20 protein-coding genes are annotated in these 24916 nt (G+C 70.7%); 1 reads left to right on the top strand and 19 read right to left on the bottom strand.

The genetic code is table 11. From position 1 onward, the window contains the following. Positions 1-2 precede the first annotated feature (2 nt). The 17 genes from J7E87_RS25290 to J7E87_RS25210 form a co-directional block, all read right to left on the bottom strand. Positions 3-1133: an acyltransferase gene (locus J7E87_RS25290; RefSeq protein WP_215096812.1), complete on the bottom strand. Its 1131-nt coding sequence runs from the start codon at positions 1131-1133 to the stop codon at positions 3-5. Beyond that, on the bottom strand, positions 1126-2073 hold the full coding sequence (locus J7E87_RS25285) for an alpha/beta hydrolase (RefSeq protein WP_215096811.1): 948 nt from the start codon (positions 2071-2073) through the stop codon (positions 1126-1128). The genes J7E87_RS25290 and J7E87_RS25285 overlap by 8 nt, the downstream gene beginning before the upstream one ends. 136 nt (positions 2074-2209) lie before the next feature. After that, positions 2210-3079, bottom strand: coding sequence for a S9 family peptidase (locus J7E87_RS25280; protein WP_215096810.1), 870 nt, complete (start codon positions 3077-3079; stop codon positions 2210-2212). A gap of 125 nt (positions 3080-3204) precedes the next feature. Beyond that, positions 3205-4398 carry a kynureninase gene (gene kynU / locus J7E87_RS25275; RefSeq protein WP_215096809.1) on the bottom strand — a complete coding sequence of 398 codons (1194 nt, stop codon included), beginning with the start codon at positions 4396-4398 and terminating at the stop codon, positions 3205-3207. Then, positions 4391-5212, bottom strand: coding sequence for a tryptophan 2,3-dioxygenase family protein (locus tag J7E87_RS25270; protein WP_215096808.1), 822 nt, complete (start codon positions 5210-5212; stop codon positions 4391-4393). Before J7E87_RS25270 ends, kynU begins: the two co-directional genes overlap by 8 nt. A 100-nt stretch (positions 5213-5312) precedes the next feature. Beyond that, positions 5313-6194, bottom strand: a complete 882-nt coding sequence (locus J7E87_RS25265; protein ID WP_215096807.1) for a DUF3152 domain-containing protein — start codon at positions 6192-6194, stop codon at positions 5313-5315. Positions 6195-6274: 80 nt separating this feature from the next. Further along, positions 6275-6688 (bottom strand): DUF3151 domain-containing protein, encoded by a 414-nt coding sequence (locus J7E87_RS25260; protein ID WP_215096806.1) that lies wholly within the window; start codon positions 6686-6688, stop codon positions 6275-6277. Positions 6689-6769: 81 nt separating this feature from the next. Further along, the gene (locus J7E87_RS25255; protein WP_215096805.1) at positions 6770-8224 is read right to left on the bottom strand and encodes an MFS transporter; all 1455 of its coding nucleotides are present in this window, start codon (positions 8222-8224) and stop codon (positions 6770-6772) included. Between the two features lie 27 nt (positions 8225-8251). Continuing rightward, the gene (locus tag J7E87_RS25250) at positions 8252-9412 is read right to left on the bottom strand and encodes a MalY/PatB family protein (protein ID WP_215096804.1); all 1161 of its coding nucleotides are present in this window, start codon (positions 9410-9412) and stop codon (positions 8252-8254) included. Between the two features lie 81 nt (positions 9413-9493). Then, entirely contained in the window at positions 9494-10516 is a 1023-nt protein-coding gene (fbaA, locus tag J7E87_RS25245) for a class II fructose-bisphosphate aldolase (RefSeq protein WP_215096803.1), read from the bottom strand. Between the two features lie 191 nt (positions 10517-10707). Next, the gene (pyrE, locus tag J7E87_RS25240; protein WP_215096802.1) at positions 10708-11256 is read right to left on the bottom strand and encodes an orotate phosphoribosyltransferase; all 549 of its coding nucleotides are present in this window, start codon (positions 11254-11256) and stop codon (positions 10708-10710) included. Positions 11257-11266: 10 nt separating this feature from the next. Then, the gene (locus tag J7E87_RS25235) at positions 11267-12076 is read right to left on the bottom strand and encodes an aldose 1-epimerase (RefSeq protein ID WP_215096801.1); all 810 of its coding nucleotides are present in this window, start codon (positions 12074-12076) and stop codon (positions 11267-11269) included. Between the two features lie 9 nt (positions 12077-12085). Continuing rightward, entirely contained in the window at positions 12086-13042 is a 957-nt protein-coding gene (locus J7E87_RS25230) for an SRPBCC family protein (protein ID WP_215096800.1), read from the bottom strand. A 141-nt stretch (positions 13043-13183) separates the two neighbouring features. Continuing rightward, a complete protein-coding gene (locus J7E87_RS25225; RefSeq protein ID WP_215096799.1) occupies positions 13184-14779 on the bottom strand; it encodes a polyamine aminopropyltransferase in 1596 nt (531 codons plus the stop codon). A 74-nt stretch (positions 14780-14853) separates the two neighbouring features. Continuing rightward, positions 14854-15372, bottom strand: a complete 519-nt coding sequence (locus tag J7E87_RS25220; protein ID WP_215096798.1) for a DUF2617 family protein — start codon at positions 15370-15372, stop codon at positions 14854-14856. Between the two features lie 734 nt (positions 15373-16106). Further along, positions 16107-18710, bottom strand: a complete 2604-nt coding sequence (locus tag J7E87_RS25215; protein WP_308313078.1) for a SpoIIE family protein phosphatase — start codon at positions 18708-18710, stop codon at positions 16107-16109. A 175-nt stretch (positions 18711-18885) separates the two neighbouring features. Next, positions 18886-20100, bottom strand: a complete 1215-nt coding sequence (locus tag J7E87_RS25210) for an aminotransferase class I/II-fold pyridoxal phosphate-dependent enzyme (RefSeq protein ID WP_215096797.1) — start codon at positions 20098-20100, stop codon at positions 18886-18888. A gap of 280 nt (positions 20101-20380) precedes the next feature. Between J7E87_RS25210 and J7E87_RS25205 the strand changes: the two genes are divergently transcribed. After that, on the top strand, positions 20381-21589 hold the full coding sequence (locus tag J7E87_RS25205; RefSeq protein WP_308313075.1) for a glycosyltransferase family 39 protein: 1209 nt from the start codon (positions 20381-20383) through the stop codon (positions 21587-21589). A gap of 27 nt (positions 21590-21616) precedes the next feature. Here the strand turns inward: J7E87_RS25205 and J7E87_RS25200 are convergent, their stop codons facing one another. Together J7E87_RS25200 and clpB are read right to left on the bottom strand one after the other, a co-directional pair. Continuing rightward, positions 21617-22156: a YbjN domain-containing protein gene (locus J7E87_RS25200; RefSeq protein WP_215096796.1), complete on the bottom strand. Its 540-nt coding sequence runs from the start codon at positions 22154-22156 to the stop codon at positions 21617-21619. A 150-nt stretch (positions 22157-22306) separates the two neighbouring features. Further along, positions 22307-24892, bottom strand: coding sequence for an ATP-dependent chaperone ClpB (clpB, locus tag J7E87_RS25195; RefSeq protein ID WP_215096795.1), 2586 nt, complete (start codon positions 24890-24892; stop codon positions 22307-22309). Positions 24893-24916 lie beyond the last annotated feature (24 nt).

Below are 24916 nucleotides of genomic sequence, written 5' to 3'. Positions count from 1 at the left end.
GCCTAGGCATCGCGCACCACCTTCGGCGGGGCGGGCCGCCGCCCCTGTTCGTACAGCCGGAACGCACCCCAGCAGACCGAAAGCGCAAGCGCGAAGACCGGGAGCCAGGCAAGCCTGGCCAGCACCCAGCCGGGGGTGTCGGGTGCGGTGTGCAGACCGGGGAGCGCGCCCGCGAGCAGGCCGGTCGTGGTGACCGCCATCAGCGCGGTCTGGTGCCAGAGGAAGACCGTCATCGCCGAGAGGTTGACCAGCGCGACGGCCGCCCAGGCCGCGGGCTTTTGAAGCACCCGGCGCAGCGGGCCGAGCAGCAGCAGGGCAGCTCCGCACTGGGCGAGCCCGAAGGCGACGGCGGCGAGGGTCGGCGGGTCGAGGTTGGAGATCTCGGCGCCGGGCACCCCGACCATGGAGGCGGGGTAGCCGGCCCACAGGACGAGGGCGGCGGTGGCGGCGGTGCCACCGAGCAGCAACGCCCATCGGGTCGCACGGACCCGCAGGCCGCCGCGGGCCCATGCCGCGCCGAGACAGTAAGGCACCAGCCAGCCCGCGGCCACATTGATCCAGCCCAGCCAGGCCGGTCCGCCGAAGCCGAAACGAAAGAGGTCGACATGGAGGACGACTGCCAGCGGCCAGAGCGGATGCAGCCTGGCGACGAGCGGCGTGGCGGCGGTGAGCACGGCGAAGACCAGCAGGAACCAGAGCGGGGAGAGGGCGAGGGTCACAAGGGTGCGTACGGTCTCCAGGCCCACGCCCGTGACCAGCATCCCGGCCGCGGCGACCGTCCACAGCACGAGGACGGCCGCGACCGGCACGAAGAGCCGGGCCAGGCGGGTGGCCAGCCACTTGTGGTAGCCGGTGCCACGGGCCCGCGCCGCAGCGTGGCTTTTGGCGCCCACGTGACCACCGACCAGGAAGAAGACGGCCAGGGTCTGGAAGATCCAGGAGACCGGGGCCAGCCACTGCATGTGCTGGAGCGGGCTGGCGCCGTGGAGCACACCGCCGCCATCGGTGACCAGCGCGGTGACCAGCCAGTGGCCGAGGACCACCCCGAGGATCGCGAGCGCGCGCAGGGCGTCGACGGCGCGGTCCCGGCCGGGCGGGGTGGCCGCGTCGACACGGCGCGCCAACTCAACCATGGGTCACCTCCGTTGCGCGGCCGAGAGTGATCCGGGCGATGTTGTGCAGGGAGAGGGAGCCGGGCTTCAGGTAGTCGCTGTGGCCGCCGTCTCCCGCGTCGAAGGTGCGCGCGCCGAAGCCGGGCGAGACGGGATCGGCGCCGAACCCCACGGTGGTACCCAGGAGTTCGAGCCGCAGGTGCGGGACGTCCGCGATCCAGTCGTCGCTGCCTCGGCCGGCCCAGACGGCGGCGCGGGTGCGTAGCCCGGCCATGTGATCGACACCCGCGCCGGGGCTGCCGTAGAGGACGATGTCGGCGACGTCGATGGAGGGAGCGGCGCGCCCGCAGACGACGGAGCCGTACGAATGGCACAGCAGGCTGACTCTCGCGCTGGGCTGAGCTTGGCCCAACTCATTGATGAATAAGCGCAGTTGGTCGGCGGCACCGTCGGCGCGCCCATCGGTCAGGACCTCAGGGCTGACGGTCCCCGGCGTGGCATAGCCGAGCCAGGCGATGACCGCTGCGCGACGGCCCAGCTCGCCGTGGAGGGCGACGGCTCCGGCCCGGAAGCGTTCGTACGTATCGAGGTTGGTGTCCGAGCCCGGCACCAGTACGGCTATCCGCTCGGCGACCGCGAGATCGCCGAACACCTCGGCGGTGCGGCCGCCGTCACGCCCGTCGAAGGTGAGGAAGTGCCGCGCCGGGTCCGCCATGACCCGCAGCCGGGTGGCCCGCCCCCGGTCGCCGTGGTCGGCGGCCGTCCGCGCGGCTTCGCGGATATTGCCGCGGTTGGCTTCGTAGCGGTCGCCGAGAGCGGGCAGTTCGGCGGCGGTGACCGGCGGGAGCGCGACCGGGGCGGGCGCGGGGACGGCTGCGGGCCTCGCTGCCGCGGACACCGGCACGGCCACCGCGGCAGTGACAAGCGCGGCAAGCAGGGTACGACGCAGGCGGGACGCCATGAGGATTTTCCTTCCGTTCCAGACGCTGTCTTGGGAACAGAAGTTATGAATCACGGCCCGTGGTCGGCGTCCCGCTTCAGAGCGCATCCGTGAGGTAGCTCCGAAGTACTACGGGTACTCGGCGGGCGAGACGAACTCACCAGGCCAGCTGGGCGATCTCCTCCGCGACGACCGCGCACGCGTCCGCCGCCGGGTCGATGAGCGGGAAGTGCCCGACGTCTTCGAGGAGGGTGAGCCCGACGGTCTCCCCGGCCTTCGCCGCGGCGTCGACGTACGACTCGGTGACGGCGTACGGCACGACGATGTCGACGCGCCCCTGCACGACGGCGGTGGCGATGCCGGTGGGAAGCAGCGCCGAAGGATCGGCGTGCGCGATCCTCGACGAGAATTGCGCATCGCCGCCGAGGAGTTGGACCACCGCTCCGCCGCACACATCGAGCTCGACGGCCCGCGCGAAGTCCGCGATCGGCGCGAGCGCGACGACCCCGCGCAGCGGGGGCGGCGAGGCCAGCCGCCACGGCGACCCGACGGGCAGCACATGCCGCGCGGCGGCCCACAGCGCCAGCTGTCCGCCCGCGGAATGCCCCGTCACCACAACACGCCGGACATCCGCCTGCGGCAGCGCCCGCCGAGCGAGCCCGGGCAGCGCGTCCATCGCGGCGGCGACATCGTCGAACGTCTCCGGCCACCGCCCGGCCACCGGCTCGCTCCCCCGCTGCTGCGGAATCTCGCTCCCCCGCCGGTACTCGACATTGGCGACGGCGAGCCCGCGCCGGGCCAGAAAGTCCGCGAAGGGAGTGACATGCTGCCGGTCGTACGGCGCCCGCCACGCCCCACCGTGCAGCAGAACAACGAGCGGCACACTGTCCTGCCCGCCTCGCGGCGCGTAGAAGTCGACGACCTGGTCGGGATGCTCCCCGTACGCGACGGAGGCGTCCGGCGCGACGGCAGGATGCGAAAAGACCGACTCGGCCTCGGCGGCGTCACGGGCGACGGGGTCCGGCATTACTGCTCCAACCTTCCGGCACAGTGGCGGAATTGGCCGCGGATCCGACCGCGGAACCGACCCGCGAAATTGACCTGACCAGCGGGGACGGTACCAGTCTCCCCGCTGGTCAGCTCAGCGCGGTGTCAGGCGGCCAGAACCTCGGCCAAAGCCGCCGCCGCCCGCTCCGTGTCGCCGAAGCCCACATACAGCGGCGTGAACCCGAACCGCAGCACATCCGGCCTGCGCAGGTCACCCACCACCCCGCGGGCGATCAGCTTCTCCATCACCGACGGGGCGTCCGCGCAGCTCAGTGCGACCTGGCTGCCGCGCGACGCGTGGGCGGAGGGCGTCAGGGAGGTGACCAGGCCCCCCGGGACGTACGACTCGACGCACTCCAGGAAGAAGTCCGTCAGCGCCAGGCTCTTCGCCCGTACGGAGTCGATCGAGACGCCGTCCCAGACGTCGAGCGCCGCCTCCAGGGCCAGCATCGACAGGATGTCGGGCGTCCCGACCCGGCCGCGGACCGCGCCGGGCGCCGGCGTGAAGTCGGCCGTCATGGCGAACGGGTCGGTGTGCGAGTTCCAGCCCGGCAGCGGGGAGTCGAAGGCCTCCTGGTGGCGCTCGGCGACGTACAGATACGCCGGTGAACCCGGGCCGCCGTTCAGGTACTTGTAGGTGCAGCCGACCGCGAGGTCCACGCCGTGGGCGTCCAGGCCGACCGGAAGGGCGCCCGCCGTGTGACAGAGGTCCCAGACGGCGAGGGCGCCCGCCTCATGGATCGCCGCGGTGAGGGACGGCAGGTCGTGGAGGCGTCCGGTGCGGTAGTCGACGTGGTTGAGCAGCGCGACCGCCGTACGGGGCCCGAGCGCGGCGGGCACGTCGGCAGGCGCGAGGGGGACCAGGCGTTTGCCGGTGAGCCGGGCCGCCGACTCGGCGATGTAGCCGTCGGTGGGAAAGGTCGTCGCGTCGACCAAGATGTCCGTACGGGAGTCGTCCCCGCACAGCCGTACCGCGCCCACAACCGCCTTGAAAACGTTGACGCTCGTGGAGTCCCCGACCACCACCTGGCCCGGGCCCGCGCCCACCAGCGGCGCGATCCGGTCGCCGATCCGCTCCGGCGCCGTCCACCAGCCGCTCTCGTCCCACGAGCGGATACGCAGCTCGCCCCACTGCCGGGTCACCACATCCGCGACCCGCGCGGGCACATGCGCCGGCAGCGCGCCGAGTGAGTTCCCGTCCAGATAGACCGTCTCGTCGAGCGCGAACAGCTTGCGCGCCCCGGCCAGTTCGTCTGCGGCGTCCAGCGCCGCGGCCTTGTGGGCCAGTGACTCAGACATGGCTGCGCGCCGTCCACAGCTCCGGGAAGACGTTCTTGCGGGCCCGCTTCTCCAGCCAGGCCACCCCCGCCGAACCGCCCGTACCCGCCTTCGAGCCCATCGCCCGCCGGGTCGCCACCAGATGGTCGTTGCGCCAGCGCCACACCAGCTCGCCGACATCCGTCAACGCCTCGCCGAGCCGCACCAGATCGGTGTCCTGGTCCGCGCCGCCGTACACCGCGGCCCAGATCTCCTCGATCTCCTCCGACGGCTCGTACCTCTGCGAGAGATCCCGGTCGAGGACCGAGGACGGCACCGGCAGCCCGCGCCGCGCGAGCAGCCGGAGCACCTCGTCGTACAGGCTCGGCTCCTGCAGCGCCTTCTCCAGCTCCGCATGGACGCGCGGCGCGCCCCGGTGCGGTACCAGCATCGACGCGGACTTCTCGCCCAGCAGGAACTCCATCCGCCGGTACATCGCGGACTGGAAACCGGAACCCTCGCCCAGAGCGCTGCGGTACGCGTTGAACTGGGCGGGCGTCAGATGCGCGAGCGGCTTCCAGGAGGCGTTGAGCGACTCGAGTTCGTATGTGCTGCGCTTCAGCGCGGCGAGGGCGACCGGCAGATCGTCCTCGCGCAGTGCGCGCGCCGCCGTCTCCCACTCGTGGACGATCACGGTGAACCACAGCTCCATCACCTGCGTGGTGACGAGGAAGACCATCTCTCCCGGGTCGTCCGAGAGCGGCTTTTGAAGGTGGGTGAGTACATCCGCCTGGACATAGTCCTCGTACGGAGTGGTGCCCGCGAAATCCAGGTTCGGGGCCGCGTCATGTGACATCGCTGTCTCCTCGACGTGTCCGGGTAGCGGTCCGCCCCTTCCTTGTCCGGTGTGGGAGCCCCGGTCCCCACCGCATCATAAGCATGGGATCCGTCGATCATCACAGCGTCGGGCCGGTGATGTACGTCCCGTCCTGGTCGTACGGCCAGGCATTGGAGCGGCAGCCGTCCAGCCCCTTGATCTGCTGCATCATCACCGGCGCGAGCCTGCCCGGGCCCGAGCAGCCCAGGTGCTCGCGGTTACCGATCTCGTGCCCGACCTCGTGGTTGATGATCAGATGCCGGTACTCCGCGGCCGAGCCGGTGAACGTCGGCGAGCCCAGCATCCAGCGACGCAGATTCACCACGACGCCGTCGGCGGTCTCGCAGTTCAGCTCGCCGCCGGTGTCGAGACCCTGCGCCCGGCAGAGCCGGTCCGCGGTGGCCGGTGTGGCGATCCTGATCACGAAGTCGGCGTCGTCGCCGGAGACCAGCCGGAAGGAACCACGGCCGTGCGCGGCCCAGCCGCGCGGGTGGGCGAGGATCTGCTCGATCTCGGCGGCGGCGTCCTTCGCGGAGATGTCGATGCCGTCCTCGACCTGGACGCGGTAGCGGCGCGGCGGGCCCGAACCGGCGGCGCGGCCGGATGCCTGCGCGGTGGTGAAGGTGCCCGGGCCGGACGCGGGGACCTTGACCGGCGGCCGGGGTGAGGGGGGCGTACGGCCCTGCTCCGGAATCGAGCGGTCGGCGCGGGGCGGGTCGGACGCCTCGGGGGTCACGGACGGGGACGCGATCAGTCGGTCCGTGTCGTCGGCCGCCCCGGGCACGGGTTTCGCGGTGCCGTGCCAGTGCGCGAGGGCCACCCCGCCGCCGAGCGAGAGGACGAAGAGGGCCGCGCCCAGCGGGAGTATCCGGGCGAGCGGGCCGCGGGTGGGTCTCCTGCTACGGCTCCGGCTCCGGCTGCGCCCTCGACGGGCGGCGGCGCGCTTGCTCGCCACAGACATCTCCCCCGCTTGCGATCAGACAGACCGAAGGCCCGTATCCCGTGATCAAGACAGGGGATACGGGCCTTCGGTTCCACGCCTCAGCTCAGCGTGTCCGCCGCCGTCTGGGACGAATCGCGCAGGAACGTCGTGCAGCGCTCGTACTCGGCCTGCTCACCGATCGCCTGAGCCGCGCGGGCCAGCGCGTGCAGCGCGCGCAGGAAGCCGCGGTTGGGCTCGTGCTCCCACGGCACCGGGCCGTGGCCCTTCCAGCCGCTGCGCCGCAGCGTGTCGAGGCCGCGGTGGTAGCCCGTGCGGGCGTAGGCGTACGACTCCACGACACGGCCGCCCTCAAAGGCGTCGTCGGCGAGCCGGGCCCAGGCCAGCGAGGAGGTCGGGTACTTGGCGGCGACGTCGGCCGGGGCGGTGCCGGCCGCGAGAAGCTCGCGCGGCTCGGGTTCGTCGGGCAGGTGAGTCGGGGGAGGACCCCCCAGCAGATTCTCATGGTTGACCATGGGTTCCAGTGTCACAGGTCCACGAGGAATCCGTGAAAGCGGTGAAACCGATCCCGCCCGGCGGGCCCATATGCCCGACGGTCAGTGCTCGGGCGGGGCCGACTGCTCCAGCGGCGGCGCCACCACCCCGCAGTTGACCTTGCACTCCGGCCGCGCCGCCTCCCGCGCCGGCTTCCGCACCGTCGACCACGCGATGAGCGACCCCACCACCAGCACCCCCGCACACATCGGCATCGCCCGCCGGAACGCCGCGCCGAACTCCACCGCCGAGCGGTACACCTCCGGCCCCATCCCGGCCAGCAGCGGCAGCGCCGCCACCGCGAGCAGACCGGCCACGCGGGCCGCCGCGTTGTTGATTCCGCTCGCGAGCCCCGCCCGCCCGCTTTCCACGGACGACATGACGGACGAGGTCAGCGGCGCGACCAGGGTCACCATGCCCATGCCCATGACCAGCATCGCGGGCAGCACATCACGTACGTACGAGGCGTCCTCGCCCACGCGCAGCATCAGCAGCATCCCGCTCGCGCACAGCAGCGGGCCCACGGTGAGCGGGATGCGCGGGCCGATCCGCTCCCCCAACTCGCCCGATTTCGCAGAGAGGACCAGCATCAGCACCGTGGTGGGCAGCAGCGCGACACCGGCGCCGAGCGCCGAATAACCCGCCACCACCTGGAGTTGCAAGGCGGTCAGGAAGAAGAAGCCGGCGAAGGCCGCGTACACGCACATCGTCACCAGATTGACCGCGGTGAACTGCCGTGACTGGAAGATCGACGGCGGCAGCACCGGGTCCGGCCGCCGCCGCTCGACCATCACGAAGGCCACCGCGACGACCACGCCCGCGACACCCGCCCACACGTGCGGCCCAATGAGGCCATACGTCACCAGCGCCAGCGCCGCCGCGCCGAGCACCGCCCCCAGCACATCGAACCGGCCGTGGTGCTTCGGGTCGCGCGACTCCGGCACATGCTTCTGCGCGACCGCTACGCACAGCGCGGCCAGCGGCACATTGACCAGGAAAATCCAGCGCCAGCCGGGCCCGTCCACCAGCCAGCCGCCGAGGAAGGGGCCGATCGCCGCGCCGACGCCGCCGAGACCGGACCAGAGCCCCACGCCGCGGGCGCGGTCCTCCGGGTGGAAGCTCGCCTGGATCAGGGCCAGCGATCCCGGGGTGAGCAGCGCGCCGCCGATGCCCTGCAAGGCCCGGGCGGCCACCAGGACGGCACCGTTGGGGGCGAGGCCGCACAGCAGCGAGCCGACGGCGAACCACACCACGCCGAACACGAAGATCTTGCGCCGCCCGTACCGGTCGCCGAGCGACCCGCCCAGCAGGATCAGACCGGCCAGCGTCAGCATGTAGGCGTTGACGGTCCACTGAAGGACCGCCAAGTCGGTGTTGAGATCGGTCCCGATGCGGGGCAGTGCGACATTGACGACGGTCGAGTCCAGTAGCGCCATGCTGGACCCGAGCACGGTCGTGAGAATCACCCAGCGGCCGGTGGCCGTGGAGAGCCTGATACTGCCCGGACTGTTGTCCATACCCGGATCATCCCAGCCGCCCCCGGCTCAGACGAGTCGGCGAAGGGCACGGATCAGGGCGTCCACCCCCAGCTCCGCCTTGGCGCGGGGGCAGCCGACATTGAGCCGGACGAATCCCTCGCAGCCGTACGTCGTGCCCGGCATGACCGCGACTTTCTCGCGCTCGATCAGCTCCCTCTGCAGCGCCTCGTCGGCGATGCCCAGGGAGCGCAGATCGATCCAGGCGAGATAGCCGGCCTGCGGCGGCTTCCAGGCGACCGACGGAAATGCGGAGCCCAGCCGCTCGGCGACCATCCGCAGATTTCCCGCCACATACGCGCCGAGCTCGTCCAGCCACGGCCCGCCCTCCCGGTACGCGGCGATGTGCGCGGTCAGCGACAGCACGGCGGGCGAGGCGAGTCCCTCCCCCGTCCCCATCCGGCGCAGGAAGGCCGCGTGGTCGTCCGGGTCGCCGATGATCCCGTACGAGCCGCTCAGCGCCGGGAAGTTGAAGGCCTTCGTGGCGGACGTGATCAGTGCCCAGCGGCCGGTCCCGAAGCGTGTCCACGGCAGATGGCGCTGCCCTTCGGCCACGAAGCCGGGGTGTACGAAGTCGGCGTGGATCTCGTCGCTGATGACCGCCACGCCGTATGCCGCCGCCAGCCGGGCCGTCTCGGTCAGCTCGGCCTGCGTCCACACCCGGCCGGTGGGGTTGTGCGGCGAGCAGAGGACCAGCACCTTGCTGTCCGGGCGGGCGAGCTGCCGCTCCAGGGCCGCAGTGTCGCCGACGGGCGCGCCGCGCAGCTCCCGCCCGAGGCCGGATATCGCCTTCAGGAAGCCGTCGTACGTCGGTGTATGGACGACGACCCCGTCGCCGGGCCCGGACCACATCCGCAGCAACTGCGAGAGCTGGTTGAGCACGGACGGCCCGTAGACAACGCGGCCGGTGTCGATGTCGGTGGCATACCGGCTGCTGAACCAGTCGCGTACGGCGGACAGGAAGTCGTCATGCCGCCAGTCGGTGTAGCCGAAGACGCCGTGCTCGACGCGCCGCCGGAGCGCGTCGAGCACCTCAGGCGGGGAGGCGAAGTCCATGTCGGAAATCGTGAAGGGCAGCAGCCCGTCCACGCCAAAACGGTCCGCGACCCCGTCCCACTGCACGCACCAGGTGCCGCGCCGGTCGATGGCCTTGTCGAAGTCATAGCTCACGGTGAAACCCCCTGGGACGACATGCCGCGGGCCCGGCACCCCGCGAAGGGGGTGCCGGGCCCGGCTGCGTACAAAGCGCGCCTACTTGAGCTTGGTGCCGGTGGAGCGCAGGGCCGCACAGGCCTCGGTGACACGCTTGGCCATGCCGGCCTCGGCCGACTTGCCCCAGGTGCGCGGGTCGTAGGTCTTCTTGGAGCCGACCTCGCCGTCGACCTTCAGGACGCCGTCGTAGTTCTTGAACATGTGGTCCGCGACGGGGCGGGTGAAGGCGTACTGGGTGTCGGTGTCGAGGTTCATCTTCACGACGCCGTTCTCCAGCGCGGTGGCGATCTCCTCGGCCGTGGAGCCGGAGCCGCCGTGGAAGACGAAGTCGAACGGCGCGGTCTTGCCGTACTTCTCGCCGACGCCCTGCTGCAGGTCCTTCAGCAGCTCGGGGCGCAGGACGACGTTGCCCGGCTTGTAGACGCCGTGGACGTTGCCGAAGGAGGCAGCCAGCAGGTAGCGGCCCTTCTCGCCCAGGCCCAGCGCCTCGGCGGTGCGCAGCGCGTCGTCGACCGTGGTGTACAGCTCATCGTTGATCTCGTGGGTGACGCCGTCCTCCTCGCCGCCGGTCGGGGTGATCTCGACCTCGAGGATGATCTTGGCGGCGGCGGCCTGCGCCAGCAGTTCCCGGCCGATGGCCAGGTTGTCGGCGAGGGTCTCGGCCGAACCGTCCCACATGTGGGACTGGAACAGCGGGTTCTGACCCTTGGCGACGCGCTCGGCGGAGATGGCGAGCAGCGGGCGGACATAGCCGTCCAGCTTGTCCTTGGGGCAGTGGTCGGTGTGCAGCGCGACAGTGACGTCGTACTTGGCGGCGACAATGTGCGCGAACTCGGCGAGGGCGACCGCGCCGGTGACCATGTCCTTCTTGTACTGGCCGCCCAGGAACTCGGCACCGCCGGTGGAAATCTGGATGATGCCGTCGCTCTCGGCCTCCGCGAAGCCGCGCAGCGCAGCGTGCAGAGTCTGGGACGAGGTCACGTTGATCGCCGGGTAGGCGAACTTGCCGGCCTTCGCCCGGTCGAGCATCTCGTTGTAGACCTCGGGAGTCGCGATGGGCATGTGTCCGCTCCTTGTGATGTGCGGGTGTGTGGTGCTTGGCCCTGACCTGGGGGCGACGTCATCGTCGGCGCCTATCTTTCCAGACTCTCGGCGCGACTCCACCAAGCGTGCGGCATGGACGTGCGTGAGGGGTGTGGCGTTTCACGTGAAACACCACACCCCACATCATCACAGCAGGTCAGAGCCCGTACTCAGGCGAGACCGAGCTCGTCGAGCGAGTACGCGTAAAGGTACGGAACCCCGGCCGTGCCGCTGATCTTCTCGCCGGCGCCCGTCGCCCGGTCCACGATCGTGGCGACCGCGACGACCTCGCCGCCGGCCTCGCGTACGGCCTCGACGGCCGTCAGCGGGGAGCCACCGGTGGTGGAGGTGTCCTCGACGACCAGGCAGCGCCGGCCCTTGATGTCCGGACCCTCGACCCGGCGCTGCATGCCGTGCTCCTTGGCCGCCTTCCGTACGACGAAGGCGTCGACCTGCTTTCCGTGGGCGGCCCAAGCGTGCAGGATCGCCGTCGCCACGGGGTCGGCACCGAGGGTGAGGCCGCCCACACAGTCGTAGTCCAGCTCCGCGGTGAGGTCGGACATCACCTGACCGACAAGCGGGGCGGCCGCGCCGTCGAGCGTGATCCGGCGCAGATCCACGTAGTAATCGGCCTCAAGACCCGAGGAGAGGGTCACCTTGCCGTGCACCACGGCCTTGTCCTTGATCTGCTGGAGCAGATCTGCGCGTACATCAGTCATGCCCATGAGCTTAAAGGCGGCGCCAGCTCCAGGTCGTCGCGATCTCCAGGGGATCGATCGGGGTGACGAGCCGGGGGTGGGTGTTGAGGCCGTTCGGCGGGCCGGACTGCGGTTCGACGCAGACGGCCGCTTCCTGCTCGTCGTAGATCACGACCCATTCGGCGCGGCTGGCGACGGTGAGCTCCAGCTGCCCGGGCCAGGTGAGGGTGACCGAGACGTCGTCCGGCATGCCGAAGCAGTCGTCCCAGGGGCCGGGAAGGGGCGGGATGCGCCGGCCGGTCGGCAGGTGGTCCTCGCCGCGCTCCTCCTGCCATGCGGCGGTGAAGTCGATGCGCACGTCCTCGCCGGGCGCGCCCTCGCCGCCGAGGTTGCGCAGGAACCAGGGGTGCCAGCCTGCCTGGGCCGGGAATGACGTCTCGTACGTCTCGACGCCCATGGTGAGCGTCAGCGAGTCCTCGGCCAGCTCGAAGGTCTGGGTGACCCGCCCGGTGTACGGCCAGGGCTCGGCGAGGTCATACGTGAAGGCAGCCTCGCTCTTGGCCGTACGGGCGGTGCGCCAGGCGGTGTCGCGGCCGGTGCCGTGGATGGCGTGCGGCGGGGAATTGAGCGGGAGTTGATGCGCTACGTCGCCGTTGCGGAACCGGCCGTTCGCGACGCGCCCGCACCAGGGGACCATCGGGAAGGAGCCGTACCGCTCCCCTTGGCGCAGCACCTCGGTGCCGCCGATGGTCAGGCTCGCGACACGGCAGCCGTTTCGCGGGTGCACGGTCAACTCGGCGTCCCCGGCGGCCAGCCGGATGCTCTCTTCGCTGCTACTCACACCACGACATTACTTGCGTCGGCGCAGCACGCGTCCGACGACCACGGCGGAGGCGATCGCGAGGGCGGCGGCGGGCGCGACCCACCGCAGGGTGGCCCCGGCACTGCCGGCATCGGGCGGGGGCGTGGGCGCGTAACGCCCGCGCGGCGGCGCGTGATCGACCTCCTCGGCACTGCGCCCGATCATGGTCCGCCGTGCGTGGGCGGCCTCGGCGGGGGGCTCGTCGGGGATGACGGGGATCTCGTGCAGTTCCTCCGCCTCCGTGGCGTCGGTGCCGTTCAACGCGCCGAACCGCTCCTCGGCGACGGGGTCGAGGGAGGGCGGCGGCACGGGAGCGTCGAACACGGAGGCGTTCGCGTCGGCGTCGGTGGCGTCGGCGTCGGTGGCGTCGGCGTCGGTGGTAGCGGACGAGGTCGCGTCGTCGGCGTCGCTCGCGGACGGCTTCGCGTCGTCGGCCGCAGTGGCGTTGTTCCGGCCGGACGGCTTCGCATCGTCGGCGTCACTCGCGGACGCCGCCTCACCCGCGTCCCCCGGCTTGTCCGCCGCCCTCTCGCCCAACCGGTCCGCGAAGCGGTCCAGCAGGCGGTGGGCCGCCGCGGTCGTCTGTGCGGGATCCAGCTGCGCCAGGCGGCCCTCCGCGCGGGACGTCGCCGTGAACGTGAGCGTCGTGCCGCCCTCCGCCGGTTGCGGACGAATCGTCAGCGTCACCTTCGCCGAGCCCGTGCCGCGTGCCTCCACGCCCTCGCCCTCGACCGCGAAGACCTCGCCCTGCTCCACGATGCGCAGCGTGCCGCGGTAGGTGATCGTGTGACTGCCGATGCGGACCTTCAGGCGGCCGGAGAGCGGGCCTGCCGACTCGTCCGCGTCCTGTTGGAGCCCCGGCACCCACCGGGCGACCCGGGCAGGGTCCCGCAGTGCCTGGCGGACGGTCTCTGGCGCAACCGGAACGAACACCTCATGCTCCATGGGAGTCGAGCCTACTCAGACACGACCGTCACGTCTGCTTTTCGGTCTGTGTACAGCGGAGTCCGTATACGGCATAAGACTCTGTCCGCGTACGGCTCACCCATGGACGGCCCGGTCCGTATACGACTCGTCCACGGACGCTCAGTCCATGTACCGCGGGTGCACCAGCGTCGACGGCGGCAGCGCCGGCAGCCTCGTGCGCTCCGCACCCCGCGCCGCCGCGGCGAGCGCCGACGGACCCAGCGTCCGCAGCCGCGGCGCATCCGGATCGAGGCCGAGCCCCGGCGCCCACCCCGCCCCGGCGAGCAGGAAGCCCCAGTCGCTCGGCGCGGACGCCGTGCCGGTCGAGCGGTCCGGGCCCGTGGTGAAGCCGGAGAGCCGTCCGGTGGCGCAGTACGCACGAGTCCCGAATCCCGCCCCCCGCAGCGTCGCGTCGACGGTCCAGAACGTTCGCGGACGGGAGACCGCCGACCCCGCGTGCACCACGAGCCGCCCGCCGTCCGGCATGACCCGCTCGATGAGTCCGTAGAACTCCTGGGAGTAGAGCTTGGTGCTCGGCGTGATGCCCGGATCGGGCAGATCCGAGATCACCACGTCGTACGCTCCCCTCGGCTCCCGCAGCCAGGAGAACGCGTCCGCGGCGACGACCCGCACCCGCGGGTCCCGGTACGCGTACTCGTTCAGTACGGCCAGCGCCGGATCCGTGCGCGCCAGCCGGACGACACCCGGGTCGACCTCGACGACGGTCACCGACTCGACGCCGGGGTAGCGCAGCACCTCGCGTGCCGCGAGCCCGTCGCCCCCGCCCAGGATCAGCACTCGCGCATGCGGCCCCCGCATCGCCGGGTGCACCAGCGCCTCGTGGTAGCGGTACTCGTCGCGCCCGCTGACCCGCAGCCGCCCGTCGAGGAAGAGGTCCAGTGGCCCCGACGGGCCGCCGGTGAGCACGACTTCCTGCACATCGGTGTGGATGGCGACCCTTACCTCGTCGCCGTAGACCGCACGCCGCGCCGCCTGCTCGAAGTCGTCGACCAGGATGGTCGCGGTCGCCAGCAGCGCCAGCACCGTCACATTGGCGACGAGCAGCCAGCCGCGGCAACGCACAGTCAGATCCCGCCGGAACAGCCACAGCACGAGCGCCCCACCCGCCACCACGTTGACGCCGCCCGTCAACAGCGCGCCCGTGACCTCACCGAGCCACGGCAGCAGCAGAAACGGAAACGCGAGCCCGCCGACGAGCGCCCCCACATAGTCCGCGGCGAACAGATCGGCGACCGTGCCCTCCGCGTCACGTCGCGAGATCCGCTGGATCAGGGACATCAGCAGCGGGATCTCCGCGCCGATCAGCACCCCGATGGCGAGGGAGAAACCCACCAGCACGACGCGTGACTCGCCGATCCAGGCGAACGCGGCGTACAGCACCATCGCCGAGCAGCCGCCGACCAGCGCGAGCGCCGCCTCCAGCAGACCGAAACAGACCGCCGGCCGGCAGCGCAGCCTCTTGGCGAGGAGCGAGCCGATGCCCATCGCGAAGACCATCAGCGACAGTACGACGGAGGCCTGGGTGACGGAGTCGCCGATCAAGTACGAAGCGAGGGCGACCAGTTCGAGCTCGTACACCAGTCCGCACGCCGCACAGACGAAGACCGCCGTCAACACGAGATACCGGCCGGCGTCGGGGCGCACGGGCAGCCGAACCGCCTGCGGGGGCGGTGAAGTCGGCAGCCGATCGATCATGTTCGTAACGCTACGTCAGGGGTAGTGCGCCGCCTGTCACCCACAAGGGTGCTACTGAGGCGCGGGAGGCATAACTACAGGGCGGCAGGCATACGGGCACCAACCCGCGTACGGGTGACGACGAGACTGCCCTCCTGCGGATACGCGTGCCATGTGCGCCACCGCACCTGCCCATCGCGCCGCTGCGCCAGCATTGCCGTAAAGGCGTGCGGCGAGCCGGGGAACGTGCCCGCGAGACCTTGGGGGTGGTCGGCGACCAGCGCGAGGAGCTCCTGCGCGCGCCCCGCGAACGAGCCTTCCGAGAGCGTCTCGACGCGGGCCGCGAACTCGTACTCCCACGCACCGATCCGCTTGGCCACGCCGAGAGGCAGGGGCGTGCTGCTGCCGGGCATGCAGGCAACGGTCTCGGAGCAGCTGCCCTGTTCGTCCTCCAGCAGCACCTGGTGGGACGCTCCCAGCAGTCTCAACTGCAGCTTCGCTCCGGACAGTTCGAGGTCGAGGACGGCCAGGGCGGGCAGCGGCTCCCGACCGAGCGCCCAGGCAAGGTCGTCGGCACGGGTGTCGGTGTAGGCCGTATGGAGGGTCGTGAGCATGGGTCGGCTCCGCAAACACGCTTTGGCGAGTGAAGGACACGTGGACAGGGGGGCGCCCCTGAGGGGGAGTTGAAGAAGATCCGGGGACCGCCTGCTCGGGTCCACATCAGGTCCGAGGGCTGGATGGTTCCAACAGGTTCCGACAGCGAGAGAATCATGAAGTGCGCGGCACCCACAGCGATTTTACCCAACTTGAAGGGGTTTCCATCCCCCCGGGGGCCTCACGGTTCAACTGTTCAACTAAAAAGTTCCAAGGAGGTCACCAAAAACGTCAACAAGAAGGCACCCGGCGGGAGTTCACCCACCGGGTGCCTTAAGTGGCCGCGGACCAGCTGCCCCGTGTCAGCTGCCTCCGCCGCCGCATCCACCCCCGCCGCCCCCGCAGGACGAGCTGCCGCCGCACGAGGAACCGCCCCCGCACGATGAGCCCCCACCGTCGCTGCCCGCCCACCAGCTGCCGCCGCCACCCGCAGCCCCGCGCCGACGGTTCTTGCTGCTCCCGCGCGACATCGCGATGACCACCACGAGCACGAACACGACGATCAGAATCCCGAAGAAGAAGACCACTGCCCCCACCGTCCTTCCGTTCCCCCGAACTTGCGTGTGAGGGGGATGCCCCGGGCCCCGCGGGCCCAAAGCAGACTTGAGCAACTCCAGAGCTTCGGCACAGGACGCTTCGGCACAGGACGCTTCGGTACAGGGCGGAGACCGTCACTGACGCGAACTACCCCCAACTACCCCGTGCCCTCCACGCTCTCGTCGGATTTGGGCAGCGCCAGCTCCGCCCAGATGACCTTTCCCCCGGGGGTGTAGCGGGTGCCCCAGCGTTCGGTCATCTGCGCGACGAGGAACAGGCCGCGGCCTCCTTCATCCATCGTGGCCGCGTACCGCAGATGGGGCGAGGTGCTGCTGCCGTCGGCCACCTCGCAGGTCAGGGCGCGGTCGCGGAGCAGTTGCACCGTGACCGGTGCGGAGCCGTAGCGGATGGCGTTGGTGATCAGCTCGCTGATCACCAGCTCCATGGCGAACGCGACCTCGGCCAGACCCCATTCGTCCAGCTTCTCGGTCACGGCGGCGCGCATGTCCGCCACGGCGGCGGGATCCGACGGCACGTCCCAGCGGGCGACTTGGTCGGGCGGGATTGCCCGTGTGCGGGCGATGAGCAGCGCCACATCGTCCCTCGGCCGACTGGGCAGGAGCTCGTCGAGCACCGCCTGACAGCTCTCTTCCGGCGGCCGGTCGGGATGGGACGCCAGGGCCTTGCGCAGCAGCTCGATCCCGACGTCGATGTCCCGGGTGCGCTCCTCGATGAGCCCGTCGGTGTAAAGGACGAGTTGTGTGCCCTCCGGCAGTTCCAGTTCGGCGGTCTCGAACGGCATGCCGCCCAGGCCCAGGGGCGGCCCGGCCGGAAGGTCGGGGAACGACACACTGCCGTCGACGTGGACCATCGCGGGCACGGGGTGACCTGCCCGCGCCATGGCGCACCGGCGGGAGACGGGATCGTAGATCGCGTACAGACAGGTGGCGCCCACGACCCCCGCACTCGCGACCGCCCCCTCCTCCTGGTCGATGCGCCCGACCAGATCGTCGAGATGGTTGAGGATTTCGTCGGGCGGCAGGTCGAGCGTGGAGAAGTTGTGCACCGCGGTGCGCAGCCGTCCCATCGTGGCCGCCGCGTGCAGGCCGTGGCCGACGACATCCCCGACGACCAGCGCCACGCGACTGCCCGGAAGCGGGATCACATCGAACCAGTCGCCGCTCACCCCGGACAGCGCGGGCAGGTAGCGGTGGGCGACATCGAGGGCGCTCTGCTCGGGCAGGGCCCGCGGCAGCAGGCTGCGTTGCAGAGCGACGGCCCGGGTGTGCTCACGGGTGTAGCGGCGGGCGTTGTCGATGCTGACCGCCGCCCGGGCGACCAGTTCCTCGGCCAGGGACAGGTCGTCCTCCTCGAACGGCTCGGGCTTCTCCGAGCGCCAGAAGTTGGCCATGCCCAGGATGACGCCCCGCGCCTGGAGGGGAACGACGAGGAGCGAGTGGATGCCGTACTCGACGATCAGCTGTGTCCGGTCCGGGTCCTGGGCACGCCAGCCGGGCGCGTCGGCCAGGTCGGGCACCAGCTCCGATCGGCCGCTGCCGAAACCCCGTGCCTGCGGGGTGGAGGGCAGGAAGTCGATCAGGCGGTCGAGTTCGTAGAGGGGATGGTCGTCCCGGATGCCGTGGACGGCTGTGCGGCGCATGTCCGTGCCCGTACTGGCCGGCTCCTCCCCTCGCAGGACCGGGTCGGACAGATCGACGGTGACGAAGTCGGCGAACCGGGGGACCGCGACCTTCGCCAGTTCCTCGGACGTACGCACCACGTCGAGGGTGGTACCGATGCGCAGACCGGCGTCGTACAGCAGTCTCAGCCGCTCGCGCGCGATCTCCGCCTTGCCGTACAGCGCTCGCAGCTCCGTGGAGTCACGCAAGGTCGCGACCGTCCCCTCGGGGCCGCCGTGACGGTCCGTGGGCCGCTGGTTCACCGCGAGCAGCCGCTCCCCGGCCGGGTGCACCTCGTCCGTGGCCAGGCGACCCGAGATCAGCAGCTTGATCATGCCGGGGTCAAGGCCGGTCAGTTCCGAGATGGGCCGCCCTTCGGCGTCGGGCGGCAACTCCAGCAGCCGCCTTGCCTCGTCGTTCGCCAGCATCAGCTGACCGTCGTTGCCGACGATGAGCACACCTTCGCGGACGGCGTGCAGCACGGCGTCGTGATGCTCGTACATGCGGGTCATCTCGGCCGGGCCCAGACGGTGGGTCTGCCGCCGCAGCCGCCTGGCCACCAGCGCCGTCCCACCCGTGGCCAGGGCCAGCGCGGCCGCTCCGGCGCCGAAGATGATCGGCAGCTGTCGCTCCACCACACTGGTCACGTTCTTGACCTTCAGGCCGGCGGACACCAGGGCCTCGACTTTGCCCTTGGGATCTCTGACCGGGACGACCGCCTGCACCTCGTGGCCGAGCGGGCCATGGACGCTTTCCGTGTACACACGGCCTGCCAGCGAGGGCTCGATGGTGCCGACGAATCTCTTGCCGATCCGGTCCGGCTTGGGATGCGTGTAGCGGATTCCCTTCGTGTCCATGACCACGATGAAGTCGACGCCCGTCGCCCTGCGCGCCTTCTCGGTAAGAGGCTGGAGCACCTTGGAAGGATCAGGAGTCTGCAGCGCGGCATGAACACCCGGCGAATGCGCGAACGTCTCAGCCACCGCGATTGAACGGTGCTTCGCCTCTGTGCTGCTGTCGTGCCGGGACTGCAGCACAAGCACCAGCATCGCGCTTGCCACGAGCAGCACCACCACAGCCACCTGCAAGGCGAAGACCTGCCCGGCGACGCTCCGGGGGTGCTTGTCGGTCAGTGACCGAACCGGTGCGCTCCGGGTTCGATCGGAGCGTTTGACCACATTGCCTTTTTAACACCGCTAGGTGCTCTGCGGCCAAACATTGCTCCTATGCCGACGCGTGGGATCGGACCGGCACCGGTCATCGCGCGTTGATCAACTGGTCGACGGCCTTACGGATCGAGTCCTCCCGCTTGCAGAAGGAGAAGCGGACCAGCCAGGCCGGAGCATCCGCGCTGACGTAGAACGCCGACGTCGGGATTGCCACCACCCCGGCGCGCTCCGGAAGGTCCCGGCAGAACTCGACGCCGTCCGAGAAACCCCAGGGCCGCACATCCGCCTGCACGAAGTAGCCGGCATCCGCGCGGAAGGGCCGCAGGCCGGCTTGTGCCAGGCCGTCGCTCAACAGGTCCCGGTTCTTGCGCAGGGTGCCCCGCAGATCCGCCGCCCACTCCTCCACAGAGCCGAGCGCCCGCGCAAGCGCTTCCTGATACGGAGTACCCGAGGCGTACGTCAGGAACTGCTTGGCCGCGCCCACCGCGGCGACCAGCGGCGCGGGCCCGCAGACCCAGCCGACCTTCCAGCCCGTTGTGTTGAAGGTCTTGCCCGCCGAGGAGATGACCACCGTCCGTTCCCGCATCTGAGGCAGCGCGGCGATGGCCAGATGGCGCGCACCATCGTTGTAGACGAGGTGTTCATAGACCTCATCCGTGATCACCGTCAGTGAGTACTCACGGCACACATCCGCGATCGCTTCCAGCTCTTCGGCCGTGAAGACCATGCCCGTGGGGTTGTGCGGAGTGTTCAGGATCAGCACCCGGGTACGCGGGGACACGGCCGCGCGCAGCGCGTCAGCGTCGAGGGCGAACCCGTCGCCGTCGAGGACCAGGGGGACGGCGACCAAACGGGCCCCGGCAAGCCGGGCATCCGCCGCGTACGCGTCGTAGCAGGGGTCGAAGGCAATGACCTCGTCACCGGGGTCGCAGAGCGCCAGCAGGGCCGCGGCGAGTGCTTCCGTCGCGCCGGTGGTGACCAGCACCTCGCCCTGAGGCCGGTAGTCGAGGCCGTACCGGCGCAGCTGATGAGCGGCGACGGCCTCGCGCAGCGCCGGGAACCCATGGGCCGGCGGGTACTGGTTGCTGCCCGCGAGCACCGCATCCGCCACGTCCTTGAGCAGGACGGGCGGGCTGGCCAGCTCCGGCACCCCTTGTCCGAGGTTCACAGCCCCGGTGCTCCGCGCCAGCTCCGTCATCTCCGTGAAGATCGACGTGCCCATGCCGCGCACCCGAGCCGCGGCGCTCCAGCCTGCCGAGCCCACTGCGCCGCGCGCGTCGGTCGTCCCCGCCGCCGTATTCATGCGATCCCGCTTTCCCGAGTCCACCAACCAGGAGATTCGGCACTCACGATAGGCATCCCGGGGAACACCGGCCTACTGGTGCGCATGTTCAGGCCTCTGCCGGCGCGCAGGGATGCCGCAGGAGGCGGTGACGCGCCTAAAGAGGCCGCTAGCAGCCTCACCGTCCGCTGTCCTGGGCGACACGCGTCCCTTCAGCCGACCGGGTAAAAACCGGGCCCGTCCGCCGGTCAGCAGTCGCGCGCGAGGCCTTGGCCGCTCATGGTCGGGTTGACCGACCCCTGTGCGCGCCCGGAGGTGCCCCCTGTCCGCCGAGACTTTCGACAGCGCAGGGGCGGCGGGCTCCCGGCCCGTTTCCCGCCGGCGGGCCGCGCTCCTGCGGGCCGCCCCGGCGTTGGGGCTGTTCGCGGCGGCGCGGCTGACCGGGCTGCTGGTGATGGCCGGCTGGGCCTGGCACATCGGCCGCTCGCCGCGGGCGATCGTGGCCCGCGCCTGGGACTCCGACTGGTACATGCTGATCGCCGAGCACGGCTACGGCCGCACGCTGTACTGGCCGGACGGCGCGGTCCAGAGCGATCTGGCGTTCTTCCCGCTCTATCCGGCGCTGGTCCGGGCGGTGACAACCCTGCTGCCGGTGACCAGCGGCACGGCGGGGCTACTGATCTCGTGGACCGCGGCGGCGGCGTCCGCGTGGGGGATCTACCTGGTCGTGGAGCGGCTGCACGGGCGGCGCACCGCGACCGTGCTGGTGCTGCTGTGGGGCCTGCTGCCGCACTCGATCGTGCTGTCCATGGCGTACACCGAGCCGGTGCTCACCGCGTTCGCCGCGTGGTCGCTGTACGCGGTGCTCACCCGGCGCTGGGTGTGGGCGGGCGTGCTGGCGGGGCTGGCCGGGCTTTCCCGGCCCAATGGGATCGCCGTGGCGGCGGCGGTGCTGGTGGCGGCGGCGTACGAACTGTTCCGGGCGTACCGGCGGCGTGAGCGTGACGACGCGCTCCGGCGGATCTGGCTGGCGGCGGCGCTGGCTCCGCTCGGCTGGTCCGGGTACGTGCTGTGGGTCGGCTTCCGCATGGACGACCCACTGGGCGGCTACTTCGCCGTGCAGCGCGGATGGACCTCGCGGTTCGACTTCGGGATCGGCGCGCTGAAAGTGGTGCGGGACATAGTGCTGCGCCCCACACTGCTCTCGCTGATGGTGGCGATGCTGATCGTCGTGGCGGCGGTGCTGCTGTTCGCGCTGCTGGCGCTGGACCGGCCGCCGGCGGCGCTGCTCGTGTACACGGCGGTGCTGGTGCTGATCACGGTCGGCGGGTCCGGCTTCTTCGAGTCCAAGCCGCGGTTTCTGCTGCCGGCGTTCCCGCTGCTGCTGCCGCCGGCGTGCGCACTGGCGAAAGCCCGGCCGAGGGCGGCGGTCGTGGTGACCGTCGTCCTGGCCGGGCTCTCGTTCGCCTACGGGGCGTATCTGCTGACGCTGTCCCCGATCGCGCTGTAGGGCGCGGCGGGGGCGTTCAGGGCAGGGTCAGGCGTCGTCGGTCGGCTTCCCGTCCGTGTCCGCCGGCTCGAGACCGAGCTGCTCGACGAGCCACTTGTCGAACTCGATCGCAGCGCGGACCCAGCTGACGGTGGACGACACGAAGTGCTCCAGGCTGACGCCGGTGCCGATCAGCATCTGCGCCTCGCCGATGAGGCGGACGGTGGGCCCGCCCTCCTCCTCGTCGTGGATGTGCGTGTAGACCTTCGGCCACAGGGTGCGGCGGTTCCAATCGTCGATCACGTCGAGGAGCTTGGGCTTGTCCTCGACGGCGTGCGGCCGGTCGTAGAACGTCCGCACCGAGAAGACCTGCTGGTCGTCCTCGCCGCGGAACATGAAGTACGTGCGGAATTCCTCCCACGGCGCCGCAAGGTCGCCTTCGTCGTCGACGACGTACTTCAGCTCCATCTGGTCGAGGAGCTGCTTGACCAGGTCCTGGTCGGGAACGACGGGTCCCGGCTCCGGTCCTGCGGCCTGAGGCTGGGGCTGGCCCCCGAAATTCGGAATCGAGGACGGATCGATGGTCACCGTGGATTTCCCTTCATACGGTTCCTGCCATCCTCCCCCATGTCAGGCGGTTACTGGCAACCCCTGCCGGAGGCCCGGCGGGATGCGGGCGCGGGGGCGAGCCGCGCACCCCGCCGCGGGGTCCCGCTGTGCGGGACCCCACGACTGGCGTTACAGCGCCGGGCCCACCATGAGGCCGTCCTCGACACGGTCCACGCGGACCGTGTCGCCGTCCGTGACCTCGCCCGACAGGATCTCCTTGGCCAGCCGGTCGCCGATCGCCGTCTGGACCAGGCGGCGCAGCGGGCGGGCACCGTACGCCGGGTCGTTGCCCTCGTCCGCGAGCCACTCCAGGGCCGCCGGGGTCACCTCCAGGGTGAGCCGGCGCTCGGCGAGGCGCTTGGTGAGGCGGTCGATCTGGAGCTTCGCGATGTGGGTCAGCTCGTCCCTGGACAGGGCCGAGAAGACCACCAGGTCGTCCAGCCGGTTGAGGAACTCCGGCTTGAACGAGGCCCGTACGATCTCGAGGACCTGCTGCTTCTTCTCCTCTTCGCTGGTCAGCGGCTCGACCAGATACTGGCTGCCGAGGTTGGACGTCAGGATCAGGATGGTGTTGCGGAAGTCCACCGTCCGGCCCTGGCCGTCCGTCAGACGCCCGTCGTCCAGGACCTGGAGCAGGATGTCGAAGACCTCGGGGTGCGCCTTCTCCACCTCGTCCAGCAGGACGACGGAGTACGGGCGCCGGCGCACCGCCTCGGTCAGCTGGCCGCCCTCCTCGTAGCCGACGTAGCCCGGAGGCGCGCCGACCAGCCGGGCCACCGAGTGCTTCTCGCTGTACTCCGACATGTCGATGCGGACCATCGCCCGCTCGTCGTCGAAGAGGAAGTCGGCCAGCGCCTTCGCCAGCTCCGTCTTGCCGACACCCGTCGGGCCGAGGAAGAGGAACGAGCCGGTGGGCCGGTCGGGATCCGCGATCCCGGCGCGGGAGCGGCGTACGGCGTCGGACACCGCCTGGACCGCCTCCGTCTGGCCGATCAGCCGCCTGCCCAGCCCGGACTCCATCCGCAGGAGCTTGTGGGTCTCCCCTTCCAGGAGCCGTCCGGCCGGGATGCCCGTCCAGGCCCCCACCACATCCGCGATGTCGTCCGGGCCGACCTCCTCCTTGACCATCGTGTCCTTGGCCGCCTCCTGCTCGGCGACCGTGGCCTCCTCCAACTCCCGCTCCAGGCCCGGGATCTCCCCGTACAGCAGCTTGGAGGCGGTGTCGAAGTCGCCGTCGCGCTGTGCGCGTTCCGCCTGGCCGCGCAGGTCGTCGAGCTTCTCCTTCAGCTCACCGACGCGGTTGAGGCCCTGCTTCTCCTTCTCCCAGCGCGCGGTGAGGCCACGCAGCTCCTCCTCCTTGTCGGCGAGATCACGGCGGAGCTTCTCCAGGCGCTGCTTGGAGCCCTCGTCGGACTCGTTCTTGAGCGCCAGCTCCTCCATCCGCAGCCGGTCCACGGCCCGCTGAAGCTCGTCGATCTCGAGGGGTGAGGAGTCGATCTCCATCCGCAGCCGGGACGCGGCCTCGTCGACGAGGTCGATCGCCTTGTCGGGCAGGAATCGTGAGGTGATGTACCGGTCGGAGAGCGCCGCGGCCGCGACCAGGGCGCTGTCCGCGATCTGCACCTTGTGGTGGGCCTCGTAGCGGCCCTTCAGCCCGCGCAGGATCGCGATCGTGTCCTCGACGGTCGGCTCGGCCACCAGCACCTGCTGGAAGCGCCGCTCCAGCGCCGCGTCCTTCTCGATCCGCTCGCGGTACTCGTCGAGCGTCGTCGCGCCCACCATCCGCAGCTCACCGCGCGCCAGCATCGGCTTGAGCATGTTGCCCGCGTCCATCGCGGAGTCCCCGCCGGCGCCCGCGCCCACGACGGTGTGCAACTCGTCGATGAAGGTGATGATCTGCCCGTCGCTCTCCTTGATCTCGGAGAGGACCGTCTTCAGCCGCTCCTCGAACTCACCGCGGTACTTCGCACCCGCAACCATGGCGCCGAGGTCGAGCGCCACCAGCCGCTTGTTCCTCAGTGACTCGGGCACGTCGCCCTTGACGATGCGCTGCGCCAGCCCCTCGACGACCGCGGTCTTGCCGACGCCCGGCTCGCCGATCAGCACCGGGTTGTTCTTCGTACGACGCGACAGCACCTGGACGACCCGGCGGATCTCATGGTCCCTGCCGATGACCGGGTCGAGCTTGCCCTCGCGTGCCGCCGCGGTGAAGTCCGTACCGAACTTCTCCAGCGCCTTGTACTGCCCCTCAGGGTCGGGTGTGGTCACTCGGCGCCCTCCTCTTGCACTCTCGAACGCGTCCAGCAACTTCTTCGCCGTGGCCCCCTGCTGGGCCAGCACCTCCCCGGTCTGCCCGCCCTTCGCGGCGATGCCGATGAGGAGATGCTCGGTGGACAGATACTCGTCCCCGAGTTCCTTGGCCCGCTGCGCGGCGTCACCGATGACGGCGAGCAGCTCCCGGTTGGGCTGCGGCGGCGCGACGGTGGACCCCGTCACGCTGGGCTGTGCGGCCAGCACCCGCTCGGTCCCGGAACGCACGGCGGCCTGGTCGGCGTCGACGGCGGCCAGCAGGTCGACGACGTTCTCATTGTCCGCGCCGGCGAACAGCGCGAGCAGCAGGTGAGCGGGGGTCAGGTCGGGATGTCCCTCGGACACGGCCCGGGTGGTGGCGGCGTTGATTGCGTCCCGGCTCTTGTTGGTCAACTCTGCGTCCACGTGCGGTCTCTCCTCCTTGCTGGT

This window comes from Streptomyces sp. ISL-1, from assembly GCF_018614585.1.
In the GTDB taxonomy this organism is placed as follows: domain Bacteria; phylum Actinomycetota; class Actinomycetes; order Streptomycetales; family Streptomycetaceae; genus Streptomyces; species Streptomyces maoxianensis.
Note: the sequence above shows the minus strand (reverse complement) of the source record. Positions and strands in the feature narration are given on the sequence as shown.

Coding starts and splice junctions, on each gene's coding strand:
- J7E87_RS25290 (WP_215096812.1), bottom strand. CDS start 1,133: ATGGTTGAGTTGGCGCGCCGTGTCGACGCGGCCACCCCGCCCGGCCGG.
- J7E87_RS25285 (WP_215096811.1), bottom strand. CDS start 2,073: ATGGCGTCCCGCCTGCGTCGTACCCTGCTTGCCGCGCTTGTCACTGCC.
- J7E87_RS25280 (WP_215096810.1), bottom strand. CDS start 3,079: ATGCCGGACCCCGTCGCCCGTGACGCCGCCGAGGCCGAGTCGGTCTTT.
- kynU (WP_215096809.1), bottom strand. CDS start 4,398: ATGTCTGAGTCACTGGCCCACAAGGCCGCGGCGCTGGACGCCGCAGAC.
- J7E87_RS25270 (WP_215096808.1), bottom strand. CDS start 5,212: ATGTCACATGACGCGGCCCCGAACCTGGATTTCGCGGGCACCACTCCG.
- J7E87_RS25265 (WP_215096807.1), bottom strand. CDS start 6,194: ATGTCTGTGGCGAGCAAGCGCGCCGCCGCCCGTCGAGGGCGCAGCCGG.
- J7E87_RS25260 (WP_215096806.1), bottom strand. CDS start 6,688: ATGGTCAACCATGAGAATCTGCTGGGGGGTCCTCCCCCGACTCACCTG.
- J7E87_RS25255 (WP_215096805.1), bottom strand. CDS start 8,224: ATGGACAACAGTCCGGGCAGTATCAGGCTCTCCACGGCCACCGGCCGC.
- fbaA (WP_215096803.1), bottom strand. CDS start 10,516: ATGCCCATCGCGACTCCCGAGGTCTACAACGAGATGCTCGACCGGGCG.
- pyrE (WP_215096802.1), bottom strand. CDS start 11,256: ATGACTGATGTACGCGCAGATCTGCTCCAGCAGATCAAGGACAAGGCC.
- J7E87_RS25230 (WP_215096800.1), bottom strand. CDS start 13,042: ATGGAGCATGAGGTGTTCGTTCCGGTTGCGCCAGAGACCGTCCGCCAG.
- J7E87_RS25225 (WP_215096799.1), bottom strand. CDS start 14,779: ATGATCGATCGGCTGCCGACTTCACCGCCCCCGCAGGCGGTTCGGCTG.
- J7E87_RS25220 (WP_215096798.1), bottom strand. CDS start 15,372: ATGCTCACGACCCTCCATACGGCCTACACCGACACCCGTGCCGACGAC.
- J7E87_RS25210 (WP_215096797.1), bottom strand. CDS start 20,100: ATGAATACGGCGGCGGGGACGACCGACGCGCGCGGCGCAGTGGGCTCG.